Origin of the sequence: Leptolyngbya sp. GGD (genome assembly GCF_026735145.1) — a bacterium.
Taxonomy (GTDB): Bacteria; Cyanobacteriota; Cyanobacteriia; order Leptolyngbyales; family Leptolyngbyaceae; genus Leptolyngbya; species Leptolyngbya boryana.
Genome location: NZ_JAPQKE010000003.1, coordinates 787,569 through 812,891, shown reverse-complemented (window position 1 = coordinate 812,891; position 25,323 = coordinate 787,569). Strand labels below are relative to the sequence as shown.

The window sequence follows — 25,323 nt, the reverse complement described above, 5'->3', positions numbered from 1 at the left end:
GAACGTTTATTCAGATGTCTAGCCTGCAATGAAGAGATGCTGATTGTGTGAGTGGAAAGCGCGATCGCTCTTTTTAGACTAGCTTGAAACGCAATTATACAGTATATTTGTATTGCTTTATAGACCGGAAAAATGTACGACGATGCTTGTCGCTTTTTAGCTGAAAACTTCTCAGCGGACTTTGCGAGTTGGTTACTTGGAGAACCCGTTATCTTAACTGAGATTCAGCCTTCAGAGCTTTCACTTGACCCAATTCGCGCTGATGCTCTGATTCTACTAGAGTCAGACAACATGATTTTGCACCTAGAATTTCAAACCCGTCCTGACCCAGATATTCCATTCAGAATGTTCGATTATCGCGGGCGAGGATACAGACGAGATAAAACAAAAACGATGCGCCAAGTCGTGATTTATCTCAAGCAAACCGCATCTGACCTCGTTCACAAAACGGACTTTACCTTGGAACGTACGCGCCACGAATTTGATGTCATCCGTTTGTGGGAGCAGCCGAATGATCTATTCTTGCAATATCCTGGTCTAATTCCTTTTGCGGTTCTAGGACAGACACTAAATCCAGAATCAACATTACGGCAAGCAGCACAAGCGATCGAGCAGATTCCAGACCTTGCTACACAAGCGAACCTAATTGCCACCTCAGCTATTCTCGCCGGGTTAAAATTAGAGGATGGCATTATTTATCGCATATTACGGAGAGACATTATGCAGGAATCCTCTGTTTATCGTTCAATCTTGGCAGAAGGAAAAGAGCAAAATCGACGAGAAATTGCGATGAATTTCCTGCGTGAAGGGTTTCCAATTGAAGCAATTGCACGTGGAACAGGTTTGTCGATCGAAGAAGTTCAACACCTTCAACAACAAATGAATGATGCTCCACAGAACTAGTGATCGTGCTCTGCGCTCTTAGAAACCGCTTAGGACTTGTTGTTCAACTTAAGAAACTCCGTATTCAGTGTCAACTCACGAGTATGTATAACCATTTAGAGCCATTGAAGAAAAGATTGCGATCCCTAGAAATTGACCAAGTGCCAGATCCTTGGAAACGCCTTGCCACTTTCTCTACAGGCGGATTGCGCTCAGTTGGTTATGATCGTGAATCTGACAACTTGCTAGTTGTATCTTCACAAGGTCGAGGTGTCATTGACTGTCTCAAAGGGCAAAAAATTGTAAGAGATGATGAGGAATACTATGAGAATGAGACGTACCTGGAAGCTCAAGGCATTGGTATCTTAAGCGATCGCATCATTAGAATGGCTGGTTTATTTGGAGGTGGACTTTCAACTATTACAGAAGACGGTTGGCAGCTTGAATGCGTCACATTGAGTTTCCCAGAGCAAATGGTGATTTTGCTTCCCCCTAATTCTTATCTGTATAGTAAGCCTGACAGGATGACCAAAATATATGAAGACGCTGATATCCGAGCGTATGGGTTTTCTTACAGTGGTAAGTCATTTGTTATTGCTACACCTAGCGGTGTAACTATCTTCGCAAGAGAGTAGAGCGATCGCCCAAAACGACGATCGCCCCCATCTTACGGAACCGAAATCGCAAGCATTCCATTCTCTGGCAAATACTGTCGATAGCGTCCACCCTCTGAGAACACGATAACTAAGCGCAATCCATAATCCGGCTCCACCTGAAGATCCGCCCATGGAATTGCAATCTCAACACAACTATCAATTCCAACCTGTGCCCGACTTGCCCGTGACTGCCAGCGCGAATACTCACCCGCCTCTTGCAGCCAAACCGTCTGAGTCAGCAAATTTATCCCCAAATGATGGTGAAACGCATAGTTCAAAGGCGATTCCTTCGGCAAATCGACGAGCGGAATCGGACTATTGTGCATCGGGCGATTCTCATAGAACCACAGTAAATTCAACTCTGGCGGAATCTCTTTACCCGGTTGTACGCCCGTCTGAAAGTCCAAGCGAAGATAGAGATTCAAGTGATCTACCCCATACCAAAGGCGCTGAATCGGGCTACTTTGGTGCATCGTTCCGCGCGCACCTCCGACTTCAATTCGTCCCGCTTTATCCCAATCTTGCTCATTGCCGCGACCATCGATCATCGGATGAATAAATCCTTGCGGCGTATGATCTCCACGAGCTTCGTGAACCTCAACAGGCTGGCGAACATTCTCAGGCACAGGTTCATTCAGCGATCGATACAACGCTGCTAAATGCTCTCGAAACAACTGATCAAACATGGCATCTTGATTCGAGGAATGTCCTTCCCCAAACCACCAGAACCAATCCGATCCTTCTGCTGCATACAGTGCTTCCCAAGCTTCGGGATTGTTTTCTTCCGTTGCTTCAGGATGGTCTGCTAAAGTCTGACGCGCCGCAGTGAGCAAATCCCAAGCTTTATTTTTGGCAGGATCACCAATCCAGGTTGTAAAGCTTCCATCGACCCAAGAACCACTATGCAATTGTTGTGCAGGAATCGTTTCTGTCGGTGGATATTGCTCAATGAATTCTGAAACGGTAACTAACTTGATATCTGGATCATTGCTCAAAGTCTGGTAAAGCAGTTCTAAGAAAGGCTTACCGTCTTGTGGGTAAAACTCCCAACAGTTCTCACCATCCAATGCAATGGTCACTAACCAAGGTTGATCCGCTTGATCTTTGAGCGATCGCGCAATAGCTTCTAAATGTCCGACCAGATCCGTCACAGCTTGCCTCGGCTCCATCGCGCTGTAAGTAAATCCGATCAAATCTGACAACCGATGATCCCGAAATACGATCGCTAAATCTCCCGCAGGCGTTTCCAACCGATACGGACGATAAAGCTTCTCCGGCTCATAAACATTCCCCGTCTCATCCCGATGGAAGAAATGCTTCAGCGACCATCCCAACACTGCCTCATCCGAACACAGCCACTGAAATCCCTGTTTTGCAACATACGGCAAAATTTCAGGACTCACCGACTGTTCCGAAGGCCACAAGCCCCGTGGAGCACACCCAAATCGCTCCTCATACATCTGCCAAGCTTTATTCAAATGCCGAGGAATATCTTCTGCAAACTGAAAGCGCGATTCTGGCAGCGTCATATTCGGTACAGCTACCCGTCCCGCATTCGTATCTGCGAGCAGCGGCAAAATCGGATGCGTGTAAGGGGTTGTCGTCACCTCAAGCTGACCCGATTCTTGCATCTTGCGATGTTGAGGAATGATGCGACTGAGAATTTCTCTATGTTTCGCGATGATTCTTTGGCGATCGCTCAACGTAAACCCTTTCCCCTGCTTCAACCAAGCCTCAATCTCTGGATCATCCCAAAACAACGGATCAATCCACGCCAAATTATGCCAAGCCAGCAGATCGCTATAATCCTGTTCCTGCCAATTCTCCAGACACCAACCGCGTCCCCGTTCCTGCCGCTGCCCGTAGAGTTCTGAATAGCGCGGATGCGGATTGATTAAAGTATGCTGATTCGCATCAAAGAAATGTTCAATCACGAATTCCTTGGATGCGCGATCGAGGTTCTCTACAGGCGTAACGGTCGCGATCAAATACGGGTCAAGTGCCGTTCCAGCCACATAATCCTCAATTTGCATGATCAGCGACGGCACAAGATTCACCGTCTGATGCAATTTTGGATAACGTTCTAACAACAGAATTAGATCAAGATAATCCTTGGTTCCATGCAGCCGCACCCAAGGCAAGCGATATTGCCCCTCAGAAGCAGCATAATAATTCGCATCGCCACGGCTTTTATAAAGCGGTTGATGCTGATGCCAGATGAAAGCGACGTGAAGCGGATACGGCATAAAAAATGGAGGCTTGGGATAGACCTGTTCAGTTTAATAGTCTACCGCTTGCCCCCCATTTCATTTTCAGGATTTCCTTACAAAACCTGTTCGACTTCCGCGATTTCTGGAATCATTTCGCGCAAACGTCGTTCAATTCCCATTCTCAAAGTCATCGCTGAGCTTGGGCAACTGCCGCAAGCACCTTGAAGACGCAGTTTCACGATCGGCCCATCTAATTCCACCAGTTCCACGTTGCCACCATCTGACATCAGATAGGGACGCATTTCGTCCAAAACGGTTTCGACATTTTCGGGCGTAAGTGTCAAAGACATAGTTCACCTACTAACAACTTGTTGATCTCATCGTAGCTTTGATTGGCGGACTGTGGGGAGTGGGGAGTGGGGAGAAAGTTCTACTCCCTACCCCCTACTCCCCACTCCCCACCCTCTACTAAGCCACGCTCGCAGGTTCCAACAATCTCACATTCGCAAACGAAAATTCGCTCGTATGCTGTTCAGTTTTGATCGTCCGGCTGGTCAGAATGTAATACCCACCGATTTCTTCGTACAGGTCTTCAAATTCGCTTCTTGCGCCTTTGACTGCGCCAGTCTTCGGATCGCTGTAGATCGAATCGTAGCGATGCGAGAGATAGCCACTGCCCGTATCGTGACTGCTGAAGGTATTAATCGTCACGACGACACCATGAATGTGACGATGCACGAGGCTGACTTCGTTATTGCGAATTTTATAGCGATCGCCTTCTCCCTTCCCACCGACTAAAAGCTCAACGCTCCCATCTGGATCAGTTGCGCCGAGCGTAAATGTATTCTCGCCATGCGTCGCTTCAAAAGCCCGACGAACCCGATGCACTGCAATTTCCCAAACTTGCCCGTGAATCGCTTTCTTGCCTTCTCCGTCTTCAATGTCAAATACATCAAAGGTGAAATCAGGATTGATGCGGCACTTTGCGTTGTAAGTCTTATCGCCTTCGCGGTAGGTTACATCTGCGGTATAGCCCGGAAAATTCTCATCCCAGGTGTACCGATTTTCGTAAGCAGCCCGAAACAAAGCACGAGCATCGGTTTGCACAGTCGTCATCCTAGATCTCCGTTACTTCTCTTGTTCTAGTTTAGAGAATTTGGCACAAACTCGCTTGTAGGATTGAACTTCATCGAGTCGGTGCTGCCAGCAGGCTCGATTTAATCTGCTGCAATCATTACAGGCTCTTGATACAACGGCACTGTAAACGTCACAGTCGATCCCAAGCCTTCACCCATACTATAGAAGTTGACAACTCCGCCCATGGCTTCTACCAATTTCTGAGAAATTGCCAACCCTAAACCTGTTCCGCCATACTGCCGCGTCAGCGATCCATCGACTTGGCTAAACGATTGGAACAGTTTGTCTTGTTTGTCTAATGAAACCCCAATTCCGGTATCTGCGACCCGAATCTTCACCAGTCCGGGCAACTCCTCATCTTGCACGACAATTCGCTTTTTAATCACCTCGGCACTCACGGTCACACCGCCTTCATTGGTGAACTTGATCGCATTTCCCATCAAATTCAGCAACACCTGAAGCAAACGCTGATAATTGCCATACACAACAATTTCATCGTGCGTCTGAGGCATTTGCACCTCAAAACTCAAATTCTTCTGGCGAATCTGAGTTCGAGTCATCGTTTCTACTTGATCGAGTAATTCTTGCAAGCTCACTGGACTGCATTCGATCTGCATCTTTCCAGCTTCAATCTTGGCGATATCCAAGACATCGTTAATGATGTCCAGCAAGTGCATTGCCGATCGATGAGCTTCTTCGATAAATTCTCGCTGTTCCTGGGGATCTTCTGCCATCCCATCGAGAACCAGCTTCAAAAAGCCAATCATTCCATTCAGCGGCGTTCTCAACTCATGCGAGGTATTGGCTAAAAATTCACTCTTGAGTCTGGACGCTTCCTCGGCTTGATGGCGTGCTTCATCGAGTTCGCGGTGCTTCAGCATCAAATTATCATTCGCACGTTGCAGTTCAATCAACAATGCCGCATGAGCGATCGAGGTTCCCACCTGATCGGCTAACTCCTGCACAAAATCTAATTCCGCTTGCGTCCAAACGCGATCGCGATCGCACTGATCGAGAATAATCACCCCATTCGGCTGATCCTGATAATGGGTGGCGACCAGCAAGCGCGTTTGAGGAACATCCAGACTCGAATTTAATTCAATCTCTTCGGGAGCTTGGCGCACTGCCCGAATCGGGTTCAGTGTTGTCAAAGCTTTCTGGAGTAAAGGATCGCTCTGAATGTCAAACGTTGCCCCTTTCAATGAAGTCATGCAATCTTGACGAAATTCTGCCACCGACTTAATGCTCGATCGCTTGGGATCATAGGGACAAATTACACACCGACTGACATCGAGTGCCATGCCCAATCCGTCTACGGTGACCTGCCAAATCGTTGAGAGGTCTAAATTCTGGCGCGCATTCCAAACAATTTGGGTCAAAAGCTGCTGATAGCGATCGAGCGAATTCCCACGCGACAATTCAACTGCTTGCAAGGGAGATCGCATCTCATCTAGCTCATTCGCCTGTTCGCCAGTCACAGCAACGAGTGCCGCTGTTCCATTGGGCAAAATTACCGGACTCATCACCAAGTCGAAGAGAACGGTACGATCGCCGCACTCAAACAGACATCGAAACTGTTCGGGCGTTTGAGAGGCAAGCACTCGTTTCAGACGATCGAGATAGGTTGAACGAGAGACGGGTGCAAATGCGGCTTGAATCGATCTGCCCAACAAATGCTCAGGTTGAATCTGAAAATCTGCTGCCCTCTGCCAGTCGAACGCAATCAAAACTCCCGCCGCATCTTGGATCATCATCAACTCTGCAACCCTGGGTGCAGCAGAATCAGAAGCGGACGAGTCAATCGAGTAAGAAGAATCAGACAGAGAAGTAGAAAGATCCACAGAAGTGACCATTTGACCTGAATCTCGAAGCAACAACACCTGGCATCACAAACGCGACCCTAACCTAGATAGCCCGATCACAATGCCCGATCGCTCACTTCTTATCCTAATCGTTCCATTCCCCTCGGGGAGGCAAAGGTGGATTTCTTGGCAGCGTCCGCGCATTGTCTTCGTCCCGGTACATTTCGCTTCTCAACCACTGCCGCAACGCCACTTCCACCACTTTGCTTGGATCGTTCGTCAAATGACGGACTTGATCCAACAGATCAGAATCAATCTGAATGGCTAATTCGGTTTTGTGTCGATCGGGAATTTGAACTTTATCATTCATAAGGCAATCACCTTCTCTGAGAAGGTTGGTTGAAGAGTCGGGGCAATTCAGTAAAAATCACCCAGTTGCGATCTTTCCCCATAAAATGGATGTACCGTTTTTTACCTAGATTCATCAAAGTTTTAACATTTTTTCATTGATAGCTTCGAGGCAAATTTGACACCAGGAGAAATTATCGTAACTGATGTTTCTTTATTAATAGCCTCTCAAATTCTCGAACTCAGTGAAGAAAGCATTAAAATATCTTAAGCATCTCTTTTGTCTGAGAGTGCCTGTCCTTTGCTCCTGCACCTTCTGAAGTTTATGACTGACGTACCCGTCAACCGCATTCGCAATTTTTCGATCATTGCTCATATCGACCACGGCAAGTCTACGCTGGCTGACCGTTTGCTCCAAGAAACGGGAACCGTGACCGCACGGGAAATGAAAGAACAGTTCCTCGATAGTATGGATCTGGAGCGGGAGCGCGGGATCACGATCAAACTGCAAGCTGCCCGAATGAATTACACCGCAAAAGATGGACAGCAGTATGTGTTGAACTTGATCGACACGCCTGGACACGTCGATTTCTCTTACGAAGTTTCGCGATCGCTCGCAGCGTGCGAAGGTGCGCTCCTCGTCGTCGATGCCTCTCAAGGCGTAGAAGCTCAAACGCTGGCAAACGTCTATCTGGCACTGGAACACGATTTGGAAATCATTCCGGTTCTGAACAAGATTGATTTGCCCGGCGCAGAACCCGATCGCGTGCGCCAAGAAATCGAAGATGTCGTCGGGTTAGATTGCTCGGAAGCGATCATGGCATCGGCAAAAGAAGGCATTGGTGTGCCCGACATTTTAGAAGCGATCGTGCAAAAAGTTCCGCCCCCTGCAGACACAACCAACGATCCCTTCCGCGCTCTGATTTTCGATAGTTATTACGATGCTTATCGCGGTGTCATTGTCTATTTCCGGGTCGTCGATGGCCAGGTGAAAAAAGGCGATAAAGTCTACCTGATGGCATCGGGTAAGGAATATCAGATCGATGAACTGGGCGTTCTCTCTCCCACTCAAGTCCAGGTTGATTCACTTCATGCAGGTGAAGTGGGCTATTTTGCGGCTTCGATTAAAGCAGTAGAAGATGCACGAGTCGGCGACACAATTACCCTCTCGGCGAAGAAAGCTTCTGAACCTCTACCTGGGTACATCGAAGCAAAACCGATGGTGTTTTGCGGCATGTTCCCGACCGATGCCGACCAGTTCCCAGAATTGCGAGAAGCACTCGACAAATTAAAGCTCAACGATGCTGCATTGAATTTTGAGCCAGAAACTTCCAGTGCGATGGGCTTTGGCTTCCGGTGTGGCTTCCTCGGCTTGCTGCACATGGAAATTGTCCAAGAACGGCTAGAACGCGAATATAACCTGGATCTAATTATCACTGCGCCTTCGGTGGTTTATCGAGTCACTACGATCAAAGGCGAAGTTGTCTTGATCGATAATCCAGGTAAACTTCCCTCACCTACCGAGCGCGAAAAGATCGAAGAACCTTATGTTCAAGTCGATATCATCACGCCTGAAACGTATGTGGGGACGTTGATGGAACTCTGCCAAAATCGGCGTGGGGTTTTCAAAGATATGAAGTATCTCACCCCTGGACGCACCACGCTGATTTATGAATTGCCGCTCGCAGAAGTTGTCACAGACTTCTTTGATCAGATGAAGTCACGATCGCGCGGGTACGCCAGCATGGAATATCAACTGATCGGCTACCGAGAAAACGCGTTGGTGAAGTTGGATATCATGATCAACGGTGATCCGGTCGATTCGCTGGCAACGATCGTTCACCGCGACAAAGCCTATGGAGTCGGTCGTGCGCTTACAGAGAAACTTCGCGAACTGATCCCACGCCATCAATTTAAAATCCCGATTCAAGCCGCCATCGGCAGCAAAGTTATCGCCAGTGAACATATCCCGGCGCTTCGTAAAGATGTCCTAGCCAAATGCTACGGCGGTGACATCTCACGGAAGAAGAAATTGCTGCAAAAACAAGCGAAAGGCAAGAAGCGCATGAAAGCGATCGGGACGGTCGATGTGCCCCAAGAAGCTTTTATGGCAGTGCTTCGACTCTCAAACGAACAAAGTTAACACGCTCGAATCGCTCCTACCCAAAAAGTTGGAGCGATTTTCATTTGGGGATTGAAGATTCGGTGAACTCGATCGACACGAACCCCCCATTTCAAAGGCTTCTGCTATGGTGCTAACTGCAAAAGCTCGTTTCACATCAGCTCTTTCCGCTTGCTCCATCCGGATGCACTCCGCGATGCTCGTTAATTTAATGGGTACAATCTTGGCAAGCAAGAGTTGACTCAATCGTAAGATTGAGCACCTTGCAACTCCGACCCTCGTTCGTTTGCAACTTCAACAGATTCTGGACTTATGCGAATTCTTGTCACTGGTGGTGCGGGTTTTATTGGCTCTCACTTAATCGATCGCCTCATGAACACAGGTCATGAAGTGCTTTGCTTGGATAACTTTTATACCGGACATAAACGCAATATTCAACATTGGCTAGGAAATCCCAATTTTGAATTGATCCGTCACGATATTACAGAACCGATTCGGCTCGAAGTTGATCAGATCTATCACTTGGCATGTCCTGCCTCACCCGTTCATTACCAGTACAATCCAGTCAAAACTGTCAAAATCAACGTGATGGGCACGCTCAACATGCTGGGATTGGCGAAGCGTGTCAAGGCAAGATTTCTGCTGGCATCCACTTCAGAAGTCTACGGCGACCCAGAAGTGCATCCTCAAACGGAAGAATATCGGGGTAACGTCAACCCGATCGGGATTCGCAGCTGCTACGACGAAGGGAAACGAGTCGCGGAAACCCTTGCCTTTGATTATCATCGCCAAAACGATGTTGATATCCGTGTTGCTAGAATTTTCAATACCTATGGGCCTCGAATGCTCGAAAACGACGGTCGCGTTGTCAGCAATCTGGTCGTTCAAGCACTGCGTGGGATTCCCTTAACAGTTTACGGAGATGGATCTCAGACTCGCAGCTTCTGCTATGTCTCCGACCTCGTAGACGGACTTTATCGCTTGATGAATGGCGACTTTATTGGGCCTGTGAACCTGGGTAACCCAGGCGAGTATACAATTTTACAGCTCGCGCAAACGGTTCAGGATATGGTCAATCCTGAAGCTGCGTTGAAATTTGAGCCACTGCCGCAAGATGATCCGCGTCGTCGCAAGCCGGATATCACTCGTGCTCAAACGCACCTAGGTTGGCAACCGACAATCTCGCTGAGAGACGGATTAGAGCGTACGATCGCAGATTTTCGCAGCCGTATTGAAGCTTCCGAAGCACAATCTCAATTGGATGCGGCTAGCATCACCACGCATTAATCAAACATTCCCGAATTTCTGAAATTCGGGAATGCTAGCGAGAAATAAACTGACCTTTGTTTTGAGGAGTCTAGAGTTATGCGCGTTTGCGTTATTGGAACAGGCTACGTAGGTTTGGTAACAGGTGCTTGCCTTTCGCATATTGGTCATCATGTCATTTGCGTAGACAACAACGAAGCAAAAGTCAAGTTGATGCAGGCGGGACAGTCCCCAATTTTTGAACCCGGATTGTCTGAAATCATGCAGTCGTCCATTCAGTCTGGACGCTTGGAATTTACCACTGATATCGCAGCGGGTGTTGAACATGGCGAAATTTTATTTATTGCGGTTGGCACGCCTGCATTACCAAACGGGGAAAGTGATACCCGCTATGTTGAAGCAGTAGCCCGGGGCATCGGCTCAAACCTCAAAGGCGGCTATAAGGTGATTGTGAATAAGTCTACAGTTCCGATTGGATCGGGTGACTGGGTGAGAATGATCGTGCTTGATGGCATCGCAGAGCGCCAAAAGGCTGAAGCACAGCCTGTCCTCGCGACAGCAGGTGGCGGCGTGGATGAAGTCATGCCCAGTGCGGTGACAGGCGACTATGATTTTGATGTCGTCAGTAATCCTGAATTCTTGCGCGAAGGTTCGGCTGTATTTGACACATTCAATCCCGATCGTATTGTCTTAGGCAGCAATAACAACGATCGTCCAATCAAATTGATGAAAGAACTCTATGCTCCGATCGTAGAGCGTCAATTTGCAGAAGTTAAATCTGCGCCTCCAGTTCCCGTGGTTGTGACGGATCTCAGTTCAGCTGAAATGATCAAATATGCAGCGAATGCATTTTTGGCAACCAAAATCAGCTTTATCAACGAAGTGGCGAATATCTGCGATCGCGTTGGGGCAGATGTGAGCCAGGTTGCGAAAGGCATCGGTTTAGATTCTCGGATCGGCAGCAAATTCCTTCAAGCAGGTCTCGGTTGGGGTGGATCTTGCTTCCCGAAAGATGTCTCGGCATTGATTCACACCGCTGATGATTATGGTTACGAAACTCAACTGCTCAAGGCTGCAGTGAGTGTCAACGAGCGTCAACGGTTGATCGTGGTTGAGAAGCTGCAGCAAGCTTTGAAAATCTTGAAAGGAAAAACGATCGGCTTACTGGGCTTGACCTTCAAACCGGACACCGATGATTTGCGTGATGCTCCTGCATTGAATGTGATTGAGAACTTGGCTCGGCTCGGTGCAAAAGTGAAGGCATACGATCCGATTATTTCTCAGACCGGAATGCGTCATGGTCTTTCGGATGTGATCGTCGAAACCGATGCAGAGCGCTTAGCCGATGGCTGTGATGCACTCGCTCTGATTACCGAGTGGGAACAGTTCCTCAGTCTCGACTACATCAAGATGGCAAAACTGATGAACACCCCAATTTTGATCGATGGTCGGAACTTCCTCAACCAACCTGTGATGGAGGAAGCAGGCTTCCGTTATATCGGTATCGGTCGCTAAGTTTCATCTTCTCAACTCGAAAGAGGCGCAGCGATGCGTCTCTTTTTTTATGGGCAGTTCGAGAGCGATCGCAAAATGATTTCTAAATCTTCAGTTAATCGTTTTGCACCTTGTTTGGGATGGTCAGAGGCATAGACGATAGCACTCAAGGGCTTTTCGACATGAATTTTGACGGCGGTGCGCCAGGGGACAAGCGGCTTGCTGTATTGGATGGAGATCGGCACGATCCGAACATCTAGTTCTGGCTGGCTCGCTTCCGCTTGAAGTGCAAGTCGAGCAAGTCCCGGTTTAAGCGGTGCTGGCTGACGATAGATATTGCCTTCCGGAAAGATGACTAAGACTTCGCCGTGCTGAAGGAGACAAACGCTGTGACGCAAAGCGGAGATTCCAGGGTGACGTGTGTTGATGGGGAAGCCACCCAAACGTCGGATAAACCAACCTTGCAGCCCTTTAATCTCATCGGCAGTCACCATAAATCGCAACACGCGTCCAGTGACATCTTGCCCAACCGCATAAGGAACCATGAATGCATCCCAGCGCGATCGATGCGTTGAGGCAATGATCACTGGACCTGTGGTTGGAAAATGCTCTCGACCCGTGACTTCAATCCGACGAAAGTAGAACGGAAGCACAAGGTATCGCGCCAGCGGGTAAGCAATAGAAGCCAGCCACGGAAGACAGCGCGAGCGGGTAGATTGAACAATAGAATTTGGGATTTCCACGGGCGGACGAGCGGTTGACTCGGATTCGGCAGAACAAAGTCGCTCCTTTGCAGTAGCGGAAGATTGAGACAGAGGCATGGAAAGACCGGGGCGAGTCAATACGCCATGAGATTTGGAGGATTTTGGCGAGCGCATGAAGTCAATCAGAAGCATAGCAGAATAAAACTCGTACCTTCTAGGGTCGGTAGATGATCCTTATATTCCATTTACGGTAGTGGGTTTTCTCGATCGTGCGGCTCTATCAGAGGACAGTTCTAGGGGTGGCTGATTGACGAATTTAGAACGAATCACTGACTCTTTTTGCAAGGCTCCCTTCCTCGCAGCTTCAAACCCTAAGTTCTAAAATCGAATAACTTAGGTGTTGACAGTTACAGTTTTGTCGCTTATATTAGTAAATGTCAAACGCGCTGAACAACGCGCTGCGAGGTGTGCCCCCATCGTCTAGAGGCCTAGGACACCTCCCTTTCACGGAGGCGACAGGGATTCGAATTCCCTTGGGGGTATTAGCTGAAATTAAGACAGGGTGAGAGTTTTACTCTTACCCTGTTTTTTCAGTTTTCCGAATGCGGTAGCGGTGGAATTTGGTGATTTTGCAGAGTGCGATCGTATGCGTTTTGCAGAATGACTCGATCAATCCAGCGGTGATAGATGCGCTCGTGAATGACATACGAGTGCCCCATCATGCGAGCAGCGAGCTTGTAATCTAAGCCATATTCGAGCGAGCGAATTGCCCAACGATGCCGCAATAGCATCGGATTGAAAGGCACTTTGGCATCTCGAAAATAGTGATTTACAGACCGCCCGATCGCTTCATTCGGTCGATCAAGTTTGATCGGTGGCAACTGCACATCAGACAGATTGAACGCCTCAAACCATTCCGGGTGATATGCCCAGACCTGGCGCTTCCCGGTTTTGGTGTTGCGCTGCACTTGGAGAATGCGATCGCCGTCGCGCAGTGCATCAAAATCAAGCCGGAAGGCTTCATGCGGTCTAAGTCCATAAGTCGCCAGAATGCCGAGTACCCATCTCCAGCTGGGATTAGTGAGCCGTGCCCATTCAGAGCAAATTACCTCATCAGAGGGAACGACACGCGGATCGACCGATTCCGGAGAATACTTGCCCTGATAGCGCTTTGGGTCATAGTCAATTTGTGCCAGATGCGCGAGTTGACGAGCCACCATACAGGCACGTTTTCTAGACTTGGTGTTTGGTGTGGTTCCAATCACTAAGTCATGTAGAACTGTGGCTGTAAGTGGGCTTTCCATCGGCAATCTCTTCAAAATCTTCCAGTAGTCACCATTCCAAGTCGTTTCGCTGCTACCGCGTTGATAGAAGTCCTTTCGGAACTCCTCAACCCAGTGAGAGCAGCTTTCATTCATGCGGCGGCGATTCTCCAAATAGCGAGAGTTGGACGTATTTAGAGCGGCGTAATTTGCCACGTTTAACCCTTTCTGCGGTCGGAGTCGGTTCGATCAGGATTGGAATCGGCAATTCGATTTGCCTCCCTCGAGTCATTTGCAGTAGGGCATCACGAGCGGCATTGATTTGATTTGCCGTGATCATGCTCCCCTCGGAATGACCGCGATTTTCTCTGTCACTCGCTCGCGTTCCTGGTCTAGAAATTCTTCTAGAAGTGCAAGTTCCTTGCGGGTCACAGCGTAGTGATCCTCATGCCACTTTTTCAGCAATTGATGCTCTCTCCACTCGCCAGCTGGATCGAAGTGGTTGAGAATTTCGAGACACACTTGCATGTAGGCGATGCGATCGCTGTAGTCGATTGGCATCATGTCCCTGAGACCTCCAAAATTGCATCGGGAAGCGTAAGCCATCGCTCATCTGACATCAGAATCCTTAGAACGCCATCGCCGCCCATCATTGAGGCAATTACGCGACCTTGAGCACGCGCACGATCAAACCATTCACCGAAATTTGGAGCCGCAGACTCGCGCGGGAGATTTGGTCTCCACCCGTTCCTTAATGCCTTGAAGAAGAATTTCACTTTGTCCTGTACTTGCTTTGAGTTCTGGACTACTGCGATCGCTTGTTCGACTTGTTCGGCTTTGAAGGATTCGATCTGGAGAAGTTGCGCTTCTGTCAATTCAATTCCGGAACTTTTCAATTTTTGAAAAACTGGGTGGGTGGGGGGACTGACTGACTCAGTAGTTAGTTGTTTAAAAGATTGATCTAGTTGATCTAGTTGAGGAGATCCAGACTCCGCTTGGGTTCTGGGTTCTAGCCCTTGGTTGTCGCAGATCTGAGACAAGTTGTCGCAATTCTGAGACAACTTGTCGCAAATTTGAGAATTTCTGTCGCAATTCTGAGACAAGTTGTCGCAAATTTGAGACAATTCTTCCAAAACAATATAATCTGCAACCCCTTCGGTAGTTGAGATTGGGATAGTTAACTCCATTTCATCAGGTGCAGAAATCTTCAATCTTCCTTGACCTGCAAGCGTGCCGATCGCGCGGTAATAAGTTGCCCTGCTGAGGTCAAGCTGGCGGCAAATCTGATTGATGCTGACTCGAACCGAATGACCAATGCGGCGCGATGCAGCGATGAGATAAAAAATTGCCCCGGCTGGCGTGAGAAGTCCTGCTCGATAATCTCGAATCACATCCTTAACGCTGATCCGATGGTGTGGGGCTGACTTTTTGAGGGTGTTTTCAGTAGAATTACGGTTAGACATGATTTTGGTTCATGATTTGTTGATCAATTGGTGGATAAAAAAATCCGGGTAGGGGTGTTTGCAGCACTCCTACCCTTCGATCTATTGGGCGATCGCTTCGATCAGCACTTTCTGACAAAGCGTTTCCAGATAATCCCAAGCCTGCTCCGCCTCGCTGTCTCTGAGTTGGATAATTTCGCAGTCGAAACAGAGTTCCACATAACTGCGGTCTTGCTGGATGAAGTGCTTTGCATGATTCACCCGATTTAGATTGATGAGTCGATCGCCCACTCGGATTAGGTACATGTGTTTTTGAGTCATAATGAGCCGCATAAGTTGAAATTTTGTCTTTGCGATCGCGCTCCCTGGTAGGCACGCGATCGCTTTTTTTAGGAGTTGCGATCGTGTTTCAAGTCCGCCCGTAACTGCTGAGCCGCAGCGATCATGAGGGCGCAGAGTGTGTCATTTGACATTGAATCGAGTTGGTTAAGCAGTCCGGCTGGACAAAGTGAGGAGTCGATTCTGTCCTCCATTCGCCCCGCGATCGCGATGATGAGATCAACTCGCTGCATGGGTGCGAGCTTTTCCAGTCGATCGCCGTAAGTTCTGGCGATATCAACAATCTCTGCTGAGTCCTCAGAGTCGCTGTGATGGTAAGTAATAGATTCGAGTTGGGTAAAAGGTCGGGTCGTTGAAGCACTTGCTTCAACGCGGGTATCAGTCATGTCAATCTCTCCTGATGTATAGGTGAGCAGTTCACTGGACAATGAAAGGCACACAGACAGCACAAAACCGACAATCGAATAGTTCTGCCTTGATGGGGGCAAAAAACCGCGATCGTTTGTCTCCGATCGCAAGCTGTCTGTGACACAGCTAAATCCCTCACGAAACCGTGAAAGGTGCTTTAACCAACGGCTAAAGCGCGGTTTTGTGCTGTTTGTGTGCTGTCTAGTGAACAAGAGTTCAACTTAGAGGATTCTAACTGAACTCTTGTTCATGAACAAGAGTTCAGTTTAAGATGAAAAAAACTCGTCAAGAATCTGAGTTCATGAGCCTGTTAAAACTGAAAGGAAAAACACCTGAAGAGGTTGCTACGGTCTTGGACATTTCTCCGAGAGCGGTTTACTACTGGCTTTCAGGGAGTCGCGAGCCACGATTGACCATCAAGCAAATTCAAGATCTCTGTTCTTTCCTTGAATGTTCTGTTCATGATCTACCTGTCTATTTCGGACGTGGCTCAAATAAAAACACTGAAAGCCTTACAAACTAGGCTTTCAGTGTCAGTAACGATCAACTTTTGGAGCGTGAAAAATGAAAGGTCAATTCTAAAAAACTTCTAGACCCAGAGAGAGCGCTAACTCTCTCTGAGCGTCGCCCCGTAACGCTTAAACACACACGGAGCTAAGCAATTATGATCCACCCCTCTAGGATTTGGAAACAAAAAACGCGCGGATCGGTGCAAAGGCACTGATTCCGCGCGTTTTTTGCTCGAATGGTTCACCTATCTATAAATAATCATGCCAAATCTAACCAAACATCAGCCAGTTCAATGGCACAGCACCAAACCGACCGATTACCCGGTCTACCGCCACAACGGCACAGACTATCGCCTGGTTCCTGACTCTGCATTGGTCAAGCTGCTCTCCGATAAAGACGGTTTGTTCTGGTTCGCAGTCGGCATGTGTGCCGTCGCGATCGCCGCCGTCACTCACGTCGCGATCAATCTGATCACACCGCCAGCTGCCGCCACGGGTCAGCCGCAAATTATCGAAAAACCCGTGATCGTCACTCAAGAGAAAGTGGTTCCCACCAACTGTCTCGCATTCTGCAATCGCTAAATTCATTCTGCAAATTAAGGAGCAAATCAAATGAGACTCGGAAGTTCAAACGGTAAAATGTCCAAGGTCAATCAAATCATGACCCCAAACGACGTGATGAATGTCGCCAGCGGCGCGCCTACTCCCTGGAATCCCGGTGACAGTAGCGAAATTCGCACCGAGAAGGTTGTCAGCAGACACCGCAACTTCACCCAAGAGGAAGCGGACAAACTGAGAATCACCGCCGCCACTCGCAAGCGTCAGGCGAAAAATAACCGTCAGGCTTATCAGGCATTGCGATCGATTGAATCCTCAGATGCAGCGGATCAATCCAGCTTCCGCGCTTATCAAACGACCGTGGCTCGCACAACTGCCACCAAGAAAAAAGCGGATGTCAGCAAGGCGAAGACGCTCTACAATCTCACCCCGGCATACGCTCAAATGGGCTACAGCCTGGGCGCGTCTCACCACGATGCTCAGATGAAAGTCTCGGAATACCAAGCGCTCTACTCTGACGTAAGCAACCGCTGGAGCTAATCGAATATGTTCAAAATGGCTAGATTCGCGACCCTATTGGGGTTAGGTCTAGCCATTAGTTCTTTTATTGGGCTAATGGCGCGCCACCTTCCCCCGCTCACAGTCGGATTATGGGTCGTTCTTCTCATCCTGCTCGTTCTCACCCTCATGAGTTACTTCGCGGGTCCACTGCTCGATCAGCACTTTGGATGGGGGGAGGACACCTCACTCGGTTTAGCGATCGCACTTTTCCTGGTATTCATGATTGGAGGTCTAATCGGATGGCTCGCTTCATGACCTGGATGCCACAAACTGACTACGGGCAACAATGGACAGTCACATTTGGTGCAGGTTGTTTTACCTGGTTTATCCTCATCTGCTTTGCCAAAATCTTGCCGCCGTCGATTCAGCTGCTCACATTCCTAATTCCGATCCTCTGTTTCGTTCACGCCTTGCACATTCTCCCCAAGTGGCAGAAAGAAGGACGCAGACAGGAACTCACCGAGTCGCTGATTGAGCGAGAAATCTCGCACAGCATGATGAACCAGCATCATCGCAACCTGGCAACGATGGATCTTGACCACAATCAGCAGATGCAGGAGTTAGGCAACCTCTATCCGGAGCAGAGTTCAGAGTGGGGAGTCACTCCCCACTCTGAACTTGCACCGCCAGAACAAGCCACCTACTTACTCAAACTCAAGCAGGACGTGATGCAAGCGTGTGGCGATATTGGATGGCTATGCGTTGAATATCTCAGTGGTCAAGGCGCGCAGTATGGCGATCAAGAAGGATGGATTTCAGTTGAGAAAATGCGAAGTAATTGGGGTAGAAACTATGGGCTGAACACCGAAAATCTACGTCAATTATTAGTAGCTTTAACAGGGATTCAGTTGGGTGAATGGCGCGATTCTTCGATGCGAGAATGGCGGCTTCTCTTAACACTTTGAATTAACCGGATCGGTAAATCGGTAAATCGGTGCGGTGTTCGGTGTTCCTATAGCAGTGCATTACACCGATGGCTACACCGATGGCTACACCGATACCACACCGGAGCTACACCGATGGCTACACCGATGGAAAAGATTGATCAACAAATCAGCGAGGTTAGTAAGAATGAGTAGCGAAGAAATTTCAGCAAGAAATCATTTCAAACTAGGCAAGTCAGAAAATACTGTTGAGTTAACCATCACCGCAACTTCTGAGCAGATGGCAGATTACTTTTATGATTTGATCGAACGGATATTAACTGAGGCAATGCGTACTCAATTGGAGCAGGATTTAAACAGTAATTGACTAATGAACTCCTGCCATCAAGCGCAGAAGTCCCTATCAAAACCCCGATTCTCTCGTCATAAAGTGGCATCAATGCTAACGAGAGAATCGGGGTTTCCGAATATAACCAAAAAGCGATTTAATCCATTTCTAGTCCAACTGAAAATTACCAGCGGCGATCGCGTTCCAGGTCTAAAACAACCTTCTCCCAAATCCACTGCTCTGAGCGATCAGGATAGCGCAATCTTGCTTGCCGCAAAAGTCGCTCAGCCATTGCCCGATCGCCATACACCAGCTGATAGAGTCGCTGCTGAATTGCAGGTTTTGAAGAAGTGCGCACGGGTGTCGCTCGTCGTGAAGGCGAGTTACTGAGTTGTGGTAGCACCCAACAAAGAACACAGATGATTAGGACGAGTAGGGCGAGTTCAAACATTGGGAAACTCAGAATCTCTTTCATGCCCTTTGTGGCATTGGAGAAGGCGTTTCTGCTGTGATTTGCATCATTGCAGGGATTAATAAGCCCGTAGCAAGGCTTAAATCAACATGAGTGCACTTAATCTTTCAACGCAAATTCCACCCGCGATCAACACGGTCGAAGAAGCCGCCGCCTGGGCGCTGCTCACGCTTCAAGCGATGAATCCACAAATGCGAGTTCTCGAAACCGACTTAGCAAATGAGCGTGTCGTCGATTCTGGAATCTTCAAGGCAGCAGATGGCACAACCCGCTTATGGATGCGAGCGAGCTTTGAAATCGATCCGGCATGGGCTTCTGACAACTCTAAAAAGCTATGGCTTCACGTTAGGGAGTTCTCACAAACTCAAATTCCAGCGGCATACACCTCGAATTAATTTCAACCTCACAGCCATTGTCTGGAGTGTCGCAAGGCACTCCTTTTCTGTTTAGGAGCTTGTCATGTCATTTAGCGAAGCGTATGCCCGTACTTATTTCACCGATAGTACAGGTCGGATTGATTACGCAAAATACTGGGATACTATCACCGGAAAAAATTACACCGGAAACGGAAGGAATCCTGATCCCCCACCTTCTAAACCGATTCAGCCTCACGCCGTCTCGCAGGGTTCCTATGATGCGCGCATGGCAGAGGCGCTGAGAGTTAATGCAGCTTTCGACCGCAACACAGGCAGAATCGACGTAGACCGCCTCATCAAGATGGCAGAGGCAGATCGCCGCCAAGGGTTCAGTACCAACGAAATTCAGATTCGCAGCAATGACTCGTCATCATCGATCGTCAAATATGGAACAGACCGCAATCGAATCAGCGCTCAGCAAAGATTCGATCAGGGCTTTACCTCTGCTCAACCCTTCCCGCGTGGACAAGGGAACGCAGCGCCGCCGCCCGTCACCGTCAATCGTGGCGGATTTGGCGGTGGCATGGGTGCAGCTGCGATTGGTGGCGCTGCGATTAGTGCGATTGGAGATTGGATCATCAGAACCCAAGGCAACAAAGCGCGGGATACCTTATCAGACTGGATTCGACAGGCGATCGGGAAACCTCCACTCACTCAACAGGAAAAGCAGGAAATTGCGCGTATTCAAGAGGAGCCTAACCCGTTTGAGCGAGCTAGAAAGCTACAAGAGTTTCAGCAAAGAAAAACACAGGATGCGCGCACTAGCTGGAAGCCGTGGGAGCAGGGAAAAGTCCAAGATGCGACGATTTACAACTTTGACCCCTCTGAGGTTCAAACATTTGTAGTGTTCGTTGTGGCGAGTCGCTACAACCGCAATACCGGATCGGTAGCAAATCCGGGCGATAAATCGCTAACTCTCAGACCGGGAGAAGAAGACACGAATGTTAGCAATTTTCAGCCGAGAATCGGAATTCCCTTATCGATCGAGCGTGAAACAGCGGATGAAAGTACCCCTCATTCGACTAATCCACAGACGATCGATGAATCTGGCATGAGAATTGTCAATCGCTTCTATTTGGTGTGGAAAAACGCGAATGGCGAGCAGATTAGGGAGTTGATTGGAGAGCCAGTTTCTACCGCTAGTTTATGGTTTGGTAATTTTCGAGTGCGATACAACTCCGACGCGGCAAAGCCCTTTAACGGCGGGGGTGAAGTCCAAGGCGATCGCCAAAATGGAATTGATCCAAATCTTGAGCCGCCGCCGTTTCAATTTATCTTTGCCCCGCCGCCGCCGGGAAGGCGAGTGACTGAGCCACCGCCACCGCCGAATCGAAGGCTTGAGCCACCGCCACCGCCAGAGCGAAGACTTGAGCCACCGCCACCAGAGCGAAGACTTGAGCCACCGCCGCCCGTAGTCTTTGCGCCACCGCCACCAGGTCAAAGAATTGAGCCGCCGCCGCCGCCGCCAATTAGACCCGGAATCGACCCCAAGCCCCGCTATGAAATTCGACAGGAAATTAGGACAGATCAGCGCCCTAACTTCGCTCCAGAAGTCAATTTAAGACAGCGCCCTAACTTTGCTCCAGAAGTTGGGCTAAGACAGCGATTAGACGGCAGAGTGACTACTGATTTCCTCAAAGATGGCAAAATCAAGCCTGACAAAATTCAGGAAATTCAAGACAAGGCAGAGCGCAGAGTTGAGCCTGATTTGTCTACTCCTCCACTTTGTCAAAACGATTGCATTGCTAACTTACAGCGAGGGCAACAGAACCAGAATCAGACTGTCACAGTCACAGTCGATAAATTTGTGACGTGGAATCGCCTTACAGGTCCAATTTTCGTAAAAGAACCTGTACAAGTACCCGCGAATATGGCTTCGTTTGCTCAGATGATGGGCGATCGCACTGCCAACATCAGATCGCGCTTTGGTTTGGCAGAGTTGCGAGCGCGGCTCACTCAAGTCATGAACACACTCAGCACAGCTGCATCGTTGCATAATGCCGCGATGCTGTCTGCAAACCTGGGTCAGACTATGGGCGATGTCGTTACGCAGTCCGTCCAAACCTTTGCCCCGATGTTTGGCGTAGATAAGACCGCCGCTGAAGCTTTTGACTTTAACGAAGTACTAGGTAAGGCAGTCAATGAAACGATGGAGAATGCGCTAGGGGCAGAAACCTGGAACGGGACCAAAGCAACCTTTACTAAGCTCAATCGCATTGTCACCACTGCGAGCCAAATTGTTTGGACAGTCAGATCGATCGCTGACTCATCCCGCGAAATCGCCGAATGGACGGCAGAGAATACCGGGAAGATTGGCAACGCGCTGAAACGCTTCCGAGTCGTGGGCGAGAATGCTTATCCCTGGATGCCTGAGCGGGTTACAGCCCAGAGCAAATGGCAGCAGAGAATGCAGAAATTTAGGGATGGTCAAGAAAGCTTAGATGATGCCGCAAGCTCAATTTCTAGCGTTGTGGGTGAGGTTCGATCGATCACTGAAGAAGTGAACGAATTTAGGGAGCAGAAAGAAGCCTTTGACAAGGCGATCAAGGAAGCCACCCCCAACAGTCGCCCCGATAACGACTCCACAAAATCCACGGCTGATCAGTCGAATGCCGCAAGTAAATCGCCCACCCTGCAACCATCCGACCGCACAAAAGGAGATGCAGAATAATGCCTTTACCGAACAACTTTAGCCCAGCTGAACACCTGCAAGACACCATTCGCCGCACCTATAACCCAGAGGTGCGCGAATGGTTCAGCGACATTACGACTGATGACCCGGATATCAGTACCCCTAGAGCAAGTCTGAGAACCGCTTGCACTCATGCAGAGCTAGACACAATGGATATGACTCTATCGAGAATGCTGCTCTTTGACATGCTGATTAAACAGCGATGGAATCAAGGCATAGTGAGCAGCGATCGCGATTTGAATTACCGCGTGTTGCGTCGCACTCGTCCACAAGTGACGCTCTACTTTCTGGAAGATTTAGAAGACGTTGAACCCGGTTATGACCCCGTTTCAGGCGAAATCTCATTTCGTCTGATGACTCAAACGAGTACAACCTTTTCTAATTCCGAAGCGCTCGCCCTTGCCAACAAAATCAAGACCGAATTCGGCACAGGTCAAGGGTTTGTGTGGCGCAAGGGTAAGGAACTTTGCTCTTACACCGACTGGGACAAAGGCTATCAGCTTCAACTGCTCACCCGCAATGAAACCGAAGCGCGAACCCTTATCGGCAAAGTGTTAGACCTGCAATCGCATACGCCTGATTGGGAGTTCTTCAACCGTATCGAAAACGGTAGCCCTTCTGAAGCCTTTCCCACCATTCCACCGAGAGAGACAATTCTGGGTAAATCCCGCCGGCTGCCGCGCCGTCGCCCAATTGCTGAGGTTCGATTTCAGTACGCCACGGTAAAGCTCGCAGGTCTAGCCAAACCCGTGTACTTATTCGACCGTTCTGGACGGTATGACAGCGCTTTGGTGACAAGCTATCGAACCTAAAATTCTAGACATTACTGGGAAAGGTTCAACCTTTCCAGAAACTCGTATAGGTGTTTTCGGGTGGGTAGATTGAGGTCACGCTTCTCACATAGCTACTCAATCTCCAACACCTTTACAACCTATGTCAACAGCACCGAGATTTTCCCGCGTTCTACGCGGAATGCGTGGCGCAACCGCTCGCACGAGATACCTTAACTACTTGCAAGGACTGGCTGAACAAGGCGAGGGAATCGGCACGAAAGGCAACCGCCCAGACTCGATTAAGCTTTACCTTGATCCCTTCGCTCTACCCCTCGGCACTGCGGTAAAAATTCAGTCCTCTGCCTTGGTTCCGTCCTGGAATCTGTTTAGCTCACTGAGCGAGGTCAGCAGCCGTGTCACGGCAACCTTGGGCACGAACACCCCGATCAAGATGAGTACCTACCGGCCCGCTCGCGTGGTGCGTCGTCAGCAGTCCAGTCAGACTGGCGTTGCAGCAACCTCGAAGCTCACCGGATTGAAGTACTTGAAGTACAACACTGAAAGCGCTTCGATTCCATTTGGTAAGAAAGGTTCAACCGATACGATGGTGGATGCTTTCAACGACATCGCAACTCAGGCGAAAGGGTCTTCGACGAACCTTAAATTCACCTTGGTTGAAGAGAAGGTCTAATCCATGCACGTTCTAGAGCCGTTCCTGCTTGATCTGGGACTCACCCCAGATCACAACAAAAGCGATATTGCAACTGAAATTGATGCTCATTTCACGATTCAACGCCTAACTGAGAAGTTTCTCAAGGGAGACGCGACGATCGATGAATTGGAAGACTGTCTCGCTCAATTTGGCGTAGAGCCAGGTGAGTACTGGGGCATTGTTGACGACAATATTGACGCTGTGATTGATCAGGGAACGGCTCTAGAGGATGCAGACACGATCATCTGGTTGCCTCATGTATGAGCCGATTAATCATTAATCCCGCTAACGGTACAAACTGGCGCTTACTCTATCAGCACCAATTTACGACTCAGCAAATCAGTGCAAGAGAGCGATCGTTGATTCCTGATACGGTGCTACCCGTGCAAGCAGAATCGCGCATTCTGGCGGCTAAAACCTTTAGTCAGTACGCCAGATCAACCTGGAAAAGCGGCGGATCACTCACGCCCCTAGTCGATTCTGGCGTTTCTGACATTGGGCAGCTGGCGCTTAATCGCTATCAACTGCCCTGCAATGGTGCAAGATTGCTGATTTTTCCGAAGTTCTCAACCACTTATCAACTGAAGTTTAGTTGCCCGTGGTGGTTTAGCGAGATCGCTTTGACTCTGTACGAGTACATCGGCTCAGAAAGCGATAGTACTGAAGACTTGATTCGAGAACTGCAAACGCAAGTTCAACTTTTATTCTGATGACCTGGACAACGATCGCAACGATTACCGCAGGACACGACTGGCAATCTACTCCAGTAATTAGCTCAGAGCTAGGCTATGTCAGGCTTACGTTTGAGACGGCTGGTGTTCCGGTTTGGCTTGCTCAAGTTGATCCGGATTCCACTGCTATCTATGACGAGCGCCGCATTACTGCGACCCCTCACGCCCGGATTCTCGAATTTGAAGCGCCCCCATTTTTCAGCGATCGCGCTCTTGCCCTCAGAGTGCCGAATTTTGCAACGCCCTTTGATGTTCAGATTGAGGTTTCTTCTATGCCCATTTCTCGTGGTGGCGCAACTCAAGTCACTGTAAATACTCCGACTAGCTCAAATGTCGTAGCTTCGGCTGTCACAGCTTCGACAACTTCTGTCCAGCTGCTCGCTGCAAACGCAAACCGAAAGAGCGCTTCTATCTTGAACAACGGCACTGGTATTTTGTATGTCGAGCTAGGTGCAACCGCTTCGACTTCTGCGTTTACTATCTCGCTCAACAATGGCGATTTGTATGAGCTTCCGATTGCCTACACAGGCAACATCGCCGGGATTTGGTCGGCTACGGGTGGAAACGCTTTAGTACGAGAGTTTGTCTAATGCCAGTAACCCGCGCTGCTAGGGC

At 48.9% G+C, this 25,323-nt stretch carries 31 protein-coding genes and 1 tRNA gene; 19 read left to right on the top strand and 13 right to left on the bottom strand.

Annotated features, from left to right (window positions below):
• Positions 1–132: 132 nt before the first annotated feature.
• Entirely contained in the window at positions 133–903 is a 771-nt protein-coding gene (locus tag OU814_RS18900; protein WP_268184704.1) for an Rpn family recombination-promoting nuclease/putative transposase, read from the top strand.
• A gap of 83 nt (positions 904–986) precedes the next feature.
• Positions 987–1,517, top strand: coding sequence for a hypothetical protein (locus tag OU814_RS18895; RefSeq protein ID WP_268184703.1), 531 nt, complete (start codon positions 987–989; stop codon positions 1,515–1,517).
• A 32-nt stretch (positions 1,518–1,549) separates the two neighbouring features.
• On the opposite strand, the gene OU814_RS18890 is transcribed toward OU814_RS18895, so the two are convergent.
• From OU814_RS18890 to OU814_RS18870, 5 genes are all read right to left on the bottom strand, one after another.
• Positions 1,550–3,784: a glycoside hydrolase gene (locus OU814_RS18890; RefSeq protein WP_268184702.1), complete on the bottom strand. Its 2,235-nt coding sequence runs from the start codon at positions 3,782–3,784 to the stop codon at positions 1,550–1,552.
• 77 nt (positions 3,785–3,861) lie between these two features.
• Entirely contained in the window at positions 3,862–4,098 is a 237-nt protein-coding gene (locus tag OU814_RS18885; protein ID WP_017288271.1) for a NifU family protein, read from the bottom strand.
• A 118-nt stretch (positions 4,099–4,216) separates the two neighbouring features.
• Positions 4,217–4,864 (bottom strand): DUF3386 domain-containing protein, encoded by a 648-nt coding sequence (locus OU814_RS18880; RefSeq protein ID WP_017288270.1) that lies wholly within the window; start codon positions 4,862–4,864, stop codon positions 4,217–4,219.
• Between the two features lie 101 nt (positions 4,865–4,965).
• Positions 4,966–6,738 (bottom strand): sensor histidine kinase, encoded by a 1,773-nt coding sequence (locus tag OU814_RS18875; RefSeq protein WP_017288269.1) that lies wholly within the window; start codon positions 6,736–6,738, stop codon positions 4,966–4,968.
• A gap of 94 nt (positions 6,739–6,832) precedes the next feature.
• Complete coding sequence (locus OU814_RS18870; protein WP_017288268.1) at positions 6,833–7,057, bottom strand: type II toxin-antitoxin system CcdA family antitoxin; 225 nt, start codon at positions 7,055–7,057, stop codon at positions 6,833–6,835.
• 303 nt (positions 7,058–7,360) lie between these two features.
• On the opposite strand from OU814_RS18870, the gene lepA reads away from it, so the two are divergent.
• The 3 genes from lepA (at position 7,361) to OU814_RS18855 (ending at position 11,938) form a co-directional block, all read left to right on the top strand.
• Positions 7,361–9,178, top strand: coding sequence for a translation elongation factor 4 (lepA, locus tag OU814_RS18865; RefSeq protein ID WP_017288267.1), 1,818 nt, complete (start codon positions 7,361–7,363; stop codon positions 9,176–9,178).
• Positions 9,179–9,469: 291 nt separating this feature from the next.
• Positions 9,470–10,444, top strand: a complete 975-nt coding sequence (locus tag OU814_RS18860) for a UDP-glucuronic acid decarboxylase family protein (RefSeq protein ID WP_017288266.1) — start codon at positions 9,470–9,472, stop codon at positions 10,442–10,444.
• A gap of 78 nt (positions 10,445–10,522) precedes the next feature.
• Positions 10,523–11,938, top strand: coding sequence for a UDP-glucose dehydrogenase family protein (locus OU814_RS18855; protein WP_190652460.1), 1,416 nt, complete (start codon positions 10,523–10,525; stop codon positions 11,936–11,938).
• A gap of 47 nt (positions 11,939–11,985) precedes the next feature.
• Here the strand turns inward: OU814_RS18855 and OU814_RS18850 are convergent, their stop codons facing one another.
• Positions 11,986–12,795, bottom strand: coding sequence for a lysophospholipid acyltransferase family protein (locus OU814_RS18850; protein ID WP_268184701.1), 810 nt, complete (start codon positions 12,793–12,795; stop codon positions 11,986–11,988).
• Positions 12,796–13,090: 295 nt separating this feature from the next.
• Here OU814_RS18850 and OU814_RS18845 point away from each other — a divergent pair.
• A tRNA-Glu gene (locus tag OU814_RS18845) sits at positions 13,091–13,163 on the top strand.
• Between the two features lie 48 nt (positions 13,164–13,211).
• On the opposite strand, the gene OU814_RS18840 is transcribed toward OU814_RS18845, so the two are convergent.
• The 6 genes from OU814_RS18840 to OU814_RS18815 form a co-directional block, all read right to left on the bottom strand.
• Complete coding sequence (locus OU814_RS18840; RefSeq protein ID WP_268184700.1) at positions 13,212–14,039, bottom strand: hypothetical protein; 828 nt, start codon at positions 14,037–14,039, stop codon at positions 13,212–13,214.
• Positions 14,032–14,223 (bottom strand): hypothetical protein, encoded by a 192-nt coding sequence (locus OU814_RS18835; RefSeq protein WP_268184699.1) that lies wholly within the window; start codon positions 14,221–14,223, stop codon positions 14,032–14,034. The genes OU814_RS18840 and OU814_RS18835 overlap by 8 nt, the downstream gene beginning before the upstream one ends.
• Positions 14,220–14,447: a hypothetical protein gene (locus OU814_RS18830; RefSeq protein WP_268184698.1), complete on the bottom strand. Its 228-nt coding sequence runs from the start codon at positions 14,445–14,447 to the stop codon at positions 14,220–14,222. Before OU814_RS18830 ends, OU814_RS18835 begins: the two co-directional genes overlap by 4 nt.
• Entirely contained in the window at positions 14,444–15,346 is a 903-nt protein-coding gene (locus OU814_RS18825) for a hypothetical protein (RefSeq protein ID WP_268184697.1), read from the bottom strand. The genes OU814_RS18830 and OU814_RS18825 overlap by 4 nt, the downstream gene beginning before the upstream one ends.
• 81 nt (positions 15,347–15,427) lie before the next feature.
• Positions 15,428–15,646, bottom strand: a complete 219-nt coding sequence (locus OU814_RS18820; protein ID WP_268184696.1) for a hypothetical protein — start codon at positions 15,644–15,646, stop codon at positions 15,428–15,430.
• A 68-nt stretch (positions 15,647–15,714) separates the two neighbouring features.
• Entirely contained in the window at positions 15,715–16,050 is a 336-nt protein-coding gene (locus tag OU814_RS18815; RefSeq protein WP_268184695.1) for a hypothetical protein, read from the bottom strand.
• A gap of 323 nt (positions 16,051–16,373) precedes the next feature.
• Here OU814_RS18815 and OU814_RS18810 point away from each other — a divergent pair, with 323 nt between their 5' ends.
• From OU814_RS18810 to OU814_RS18785, 6 genes are all read left to right on the top strand, one after another.
• A complete protein-coding gene (locus tag OU814_RS18810) occupies positions 16,374–16,595 on the top strand; it encodes a helix-turn-helix domain-containing protein (protein ID WP_268184694.1) in 222 nt (73 codons plus the stop codon).
• Positions 16,596–16,842: 247 nt separating this feature from the next.
• A complete protein-coding gene (locus OU814_RS18805) occupies positions 16,843–17,163 on the top strand; it encodes a hypothetical protein (RefSeq protein ID WP_268184693.1) in 321 nt (106 codons plus the stop codon).
• Positions 17,164–17,193: 30 nt separating this feature from the next.
• On the top strand, positions 17,194–17,679 hold the full coding sequence (locus OU814_RS18800; RefSeq protein ID WP_225903962.1) for a hypothetical protein: 486 nt from the start codon (positions 17,194–17,196) through the stop codon (positions 17,677–17,679).
• Between the two features lie 15 nt (positions 17,680–17,694).
• Positions 17,695–17,955 carry a hypothetical protein gene (locus OU814_RS18795; RefSeq protein ID WP_225885687.1) on the top strand — a complete coding sequence of 87 codons (261 nt, stop codon included), beginning with the start codon at positions 17,695–17,697 and terminating at the stop codon, positions 17,953–17,955.
• Positions 17,940–18,605 (top strand): hypothetical protein, encoded by a 666-nt coding sequence (locus OU814_RS18790; RefSeq protein WP_268184692.1) that lies wholly within the window; start codon positions 17,940–17,942, stop codon positions 18,603–18,605. Before OU814_RS18795 ends, OU814_RS18790 begins: the two co-directional genes overlap by 16 nt.
• Before the next feature lie 166 nt (positions 18,606–18,771).
• On the top strand, positions 18,772–18,951 hold the full coding sequence (locus OU814_RS18785; protein ID WP_268184691.1) for a hypothetical protein: 180 nt from the start codon (positions 18,772–18,774) through the stop codon (positions 18,949–18,951).
• Between the two features lie 145 nt (positions 18,952–19,096).
• On the opposite strand, the gene OU814_RS18780 is transcribed toward OU814_RS18785, so the two are convergent.
• Complete coding sequence (locus OU814_RS18780; RefSeq protein ID WP_268184690.1) at positions 19,097–19,270, bottom strand: hypothetical protein; 174 nt, start codon at positions 19,268–19,270, stop codon at positions 19,097–19,099.
• A gap of 203 nt (positions 19,271–19,473) precedes the next feature.
• On the opposite strand from OU814_RS18780, the gene OU814_RS18775 reads away from it, so the two are divergent.
• The 7 genes from OU814_RS18775 (at position 19,474) to OU814_RS18745 (ending at position 25,298) form a co-directional block, all read left to right on the top strand.
• Positions 19,474–19,779, top strand: a complete 306-nt coding sequence (locus OU814_RS18775) for a hypothetical protein (protein WP_268184689.1) — start codon at positions 19,474–19,476, stop codon at positions 19,777–19,779.
• A 64-nt stretch (positions 19,780–19,843) separates the two neighbouring features.
• Entirely contained in the window at positions 19,844–22,471 is a 2,628-nt protein-coding gene (locus tag OU814_RS18770) for a hypothetical protein (protein ID WP_268184688.1), read from the top strand.
• The gene (locus tag OU814_RS18765; protein WP_268184687.1) at positions 22,471–23,304 is read left to right on the top strand and encodes a hypothetical protein; all 834 of its coding nucleotides are present in this window, start codon (positions 22,471–22,473) and stop codon (positions 23,302–23,304) included. The genes OU814_RS18770 and OU814_RS18765 overlap by 1 nt, the downstream gene beginning before the upstream one ends.
• Positions 23,305–23,425: 121 nt before the next feature.
• Complete coding sequence (locus OU814_RS18760) at positions 23,426–23,956, top strand: hypothetical protein (RefSeq protein WP_268184686.1); 531 nt, start codon at positions 23,426–23,428, stop codon at positions 23,954–23,956.
• 3 nt (positions 23,957–23,959) lie between these two features.
• Entirely contained in the window at positions 23,960–24,241 is a 282-nt protein-coding gene (locus OU814_RS18755) for a hypothetical protein (RefSeq protein ID WP_268184685.1), read from the top strand.
• Positions 24,238–24,687, top strand: coding sequence for a hypothetical protein (locus tag OU814_RS18750; protein WP_268184684.1), 450 nt, complete (start codon positions 24,238–24,240; stop codon positions 24,685–24,687). The genes OU814_RS18755 and OU814_RS18750 overlap by 4 nt, the downstream gene beginning before the upstream one ends.
• Positions 24,687–25,298, top strand: a complete 612-nt coding sequence (locus OU814_RS18745) for a hypothetical protein (RefSeq protein ID WP_268184683.1) — start codon at positions 24,687–24,689, stop codon at positions 25,296–25,298. The genes OU814_RS18750 and OU814_RS18745 overlap by 1 nt, the downstream gene beginning before the upstream one ends.
• Positions 25,299–25,323 lie beyond the last annotated feature (25 nt).

Bases quoted from the DNA above. Each gene is read 5' to 3' on its own strand.
- OU814_RS18850 (WP_268184701.1), bottom strand. From the start codon at position 12,795: ATGCGCTCGCCAAAATCCTCCAAATCTCATGGCGTATTGACTCGCCCC.
- OU814_RS18790 (WP_268184692.1), top strand. From the start codon at position 17,940: ATGGCTCGCTTCATGACCTGGATGCCACAAACTGACTACGGGCAACAA.
- OU814_RS18835 (WP_268184699.1), bottom strand. From the start codon at position 14,223: ATGATCACGGCAAATCAAATCAATGCCGCTCGTGATGCCCTACTGCAA.
- OU814_RS18755 (WP_268184685.1), top strand. From the start codon at position 23,960: ATGCACGTTCTAGAGCCGTTCCTGCTTGATCTGGGACTCACCCCAGAT.
- OU814_RS18825 (WP_268184697.1), bottom strand. From the start codon at position 15,346: ATGTCTAACCGTAATTCTACTGAAAACACCCTCAAAAAGTCAGCCCCA.
- OU814_RS18815 (WP_268184695.1), bottom strand. From the start codon at position 16,050: ATGACTGATACCCGCGTTGAAGCAAGTGCTTCAACGACCCGACCTTTT.
- OU814_RS18895 (WP_268184703.1), top strand. From the start codon at position 987: ATGTATAACCATTTAGAGCCATTGAAGAAAAGATTGCGATCCCTAGAA.
- OU814_RS18785 (WP_268184691.1), top strand. From the start codon at position 18,772: ATGAGTAGCGAAGAAATTTCAGCAAGAAATCATTTCAAACTAGGCAAG.
- OU814_RS18805 (WP_268184693.1), top strand. From the start codon at position 16,843: ATGCCAAATCTAACCAAACATCAGCCAGTTCAATGGCACAGCACCAAA.
- OU814_RS18760 (WP_268184686.1), top strand. From the start codon at position 23,426: ATGTCAACAGCACCGAGATTTTCCCGCGTTCTACGCGGAATGCGTGGC.
- OU814_RS18830 (WP_268184698.1), bottom strand. From the start codon at position 14,447: ATGATGCCAATCGACTACAGCGATCGCATCGCCTACATGCAAGTGTGT.
- OU814_RS18810 (WP_268184694.1), top strand. From the start codon at position 16,374: ATGAGCCTGTTAAAACTGAAAGGAAAAACACCTGAAGAGGTTGCTACG.
- OU814_RS18885 (WP_017288271.1), bottom strand. From the start codon at position 4,098: ATGTCTTTGACACTTACGCCCGAAAATGTCGAAACCGTTTTGGACGAA.
- OU814_RS18890 (WP_268184702.1), bottom strand. From the start codon at position 3,784: ATGCCGTATCCGCTTCACGTCGCTTTCATCTGGCATCAGCATCAACCG.
- OU814_RS18880 (WP_017288270.1), bottom strand. From the start codon at position 4,864: ATGACGACTGTGCAAACCGATGCTCGTGCTTTGTTTCGGGCTGCTTAC.
- OU814_RS18900 (WP_268184704.1), top strand. From the start codon at position 133: ATGTACGACGATGCTTGTCGCTTTTTAGCTGAAAACTTCTCAGCGGAC.
- OU814_RS18800 (WP_225903962.1), top strand. From the start codon at position 17,194: ATGAGACTCGGAAGTTCAAACGGTAAAATGTCCAAGGTCAATCAAATC.
- OU814_RS18795 (WP_225885687.1), top strand. From the start codon at position 17,695: ATGGCTAGATTCGCGACCCTATTGGGGTTAGGTCTAGCCATTAGTTCT.
- OU814_RS18855 (WP_190652460.1), top strand. From the start codon at position 10,523: ATGCGCGTTTGCGTTATTGGAACAGGCTACGTAGGTTTGGTAACAGGT.
- OU814_RS18875 (WP_017288269.1), bottom strand. From the start codon at position 6,738: ATGGTCACTTCTGTGGATCTTTCTACTTCTCTGTCTGATTCTTCTTAC.
- OU814_RS18860 (WP_017288266.1), top strand. From the start codon at position 9,470: ATGCGAATTCTTGTCACTGGTGGTGCGGGTTTTATTGGCTCTCACTTA.
- OU814_RS18870 (WP_017288268.1), bottom strand. From the start codon at position 7,057: ATGAATGATAAAGTTCAAATTCCCGATCGACACAAAACCGAATTAGCC.
- OU814_RS18820 (WP_268184696.1), bottom strand. From the start codon at position 15,646: ATGACTCAAAAACACATGTACCTAATCCGAGTGGGCGATCGACTCATC.
- OU814_RS18840 (WP_268184700.1), bottom strand. From the start codon at position 14,039: ATGAATGAAAGCTGCTCTCACTGGGTTGAGGAGTTCCGAAAGGACTTC.
- OU814_RS18775 (WP_268184689.1), top strand. From the start codon at position 19,474: ATGAGTGCACTTAATCTTTCAACGCAAATTCCACCCGCGATCAACACG.
- lepA (WP_017288267.1), top strand. From the start codon at position 7,361: ATGACTGACGTACCCGTCAACCGCATTCGCAATTTTTCGATCATTGCT.
- OU814_RS18750 (WP_268184684.1), top strand. From the start codon at position 24,238: ATGAGCCGATTAATCATTAATCCCGCTAACGGTACAAACTGGCGCTTA.
- OU814_RS18745 (WP_268184683.1), top strand. From the start codon at position 24,687: ATGACCTGGACAACGATCGCAACGATTACCGCAGGACACGACTGGCAA.
- OU814_RS18765 (WP_268184687.1), top strand. From the start codon at position 22,471: ATGCCTTTACCGAACAACTTTAGCCCAGCTGAACACCTGCAAGACACC.
- OU814_RS18770 (WP_268184688.1), top strand. From the start codon at position 19,844: ATGTCATTTAGCGAAGCGTATGCCCGTACTTATTTCACCGATAGTACA.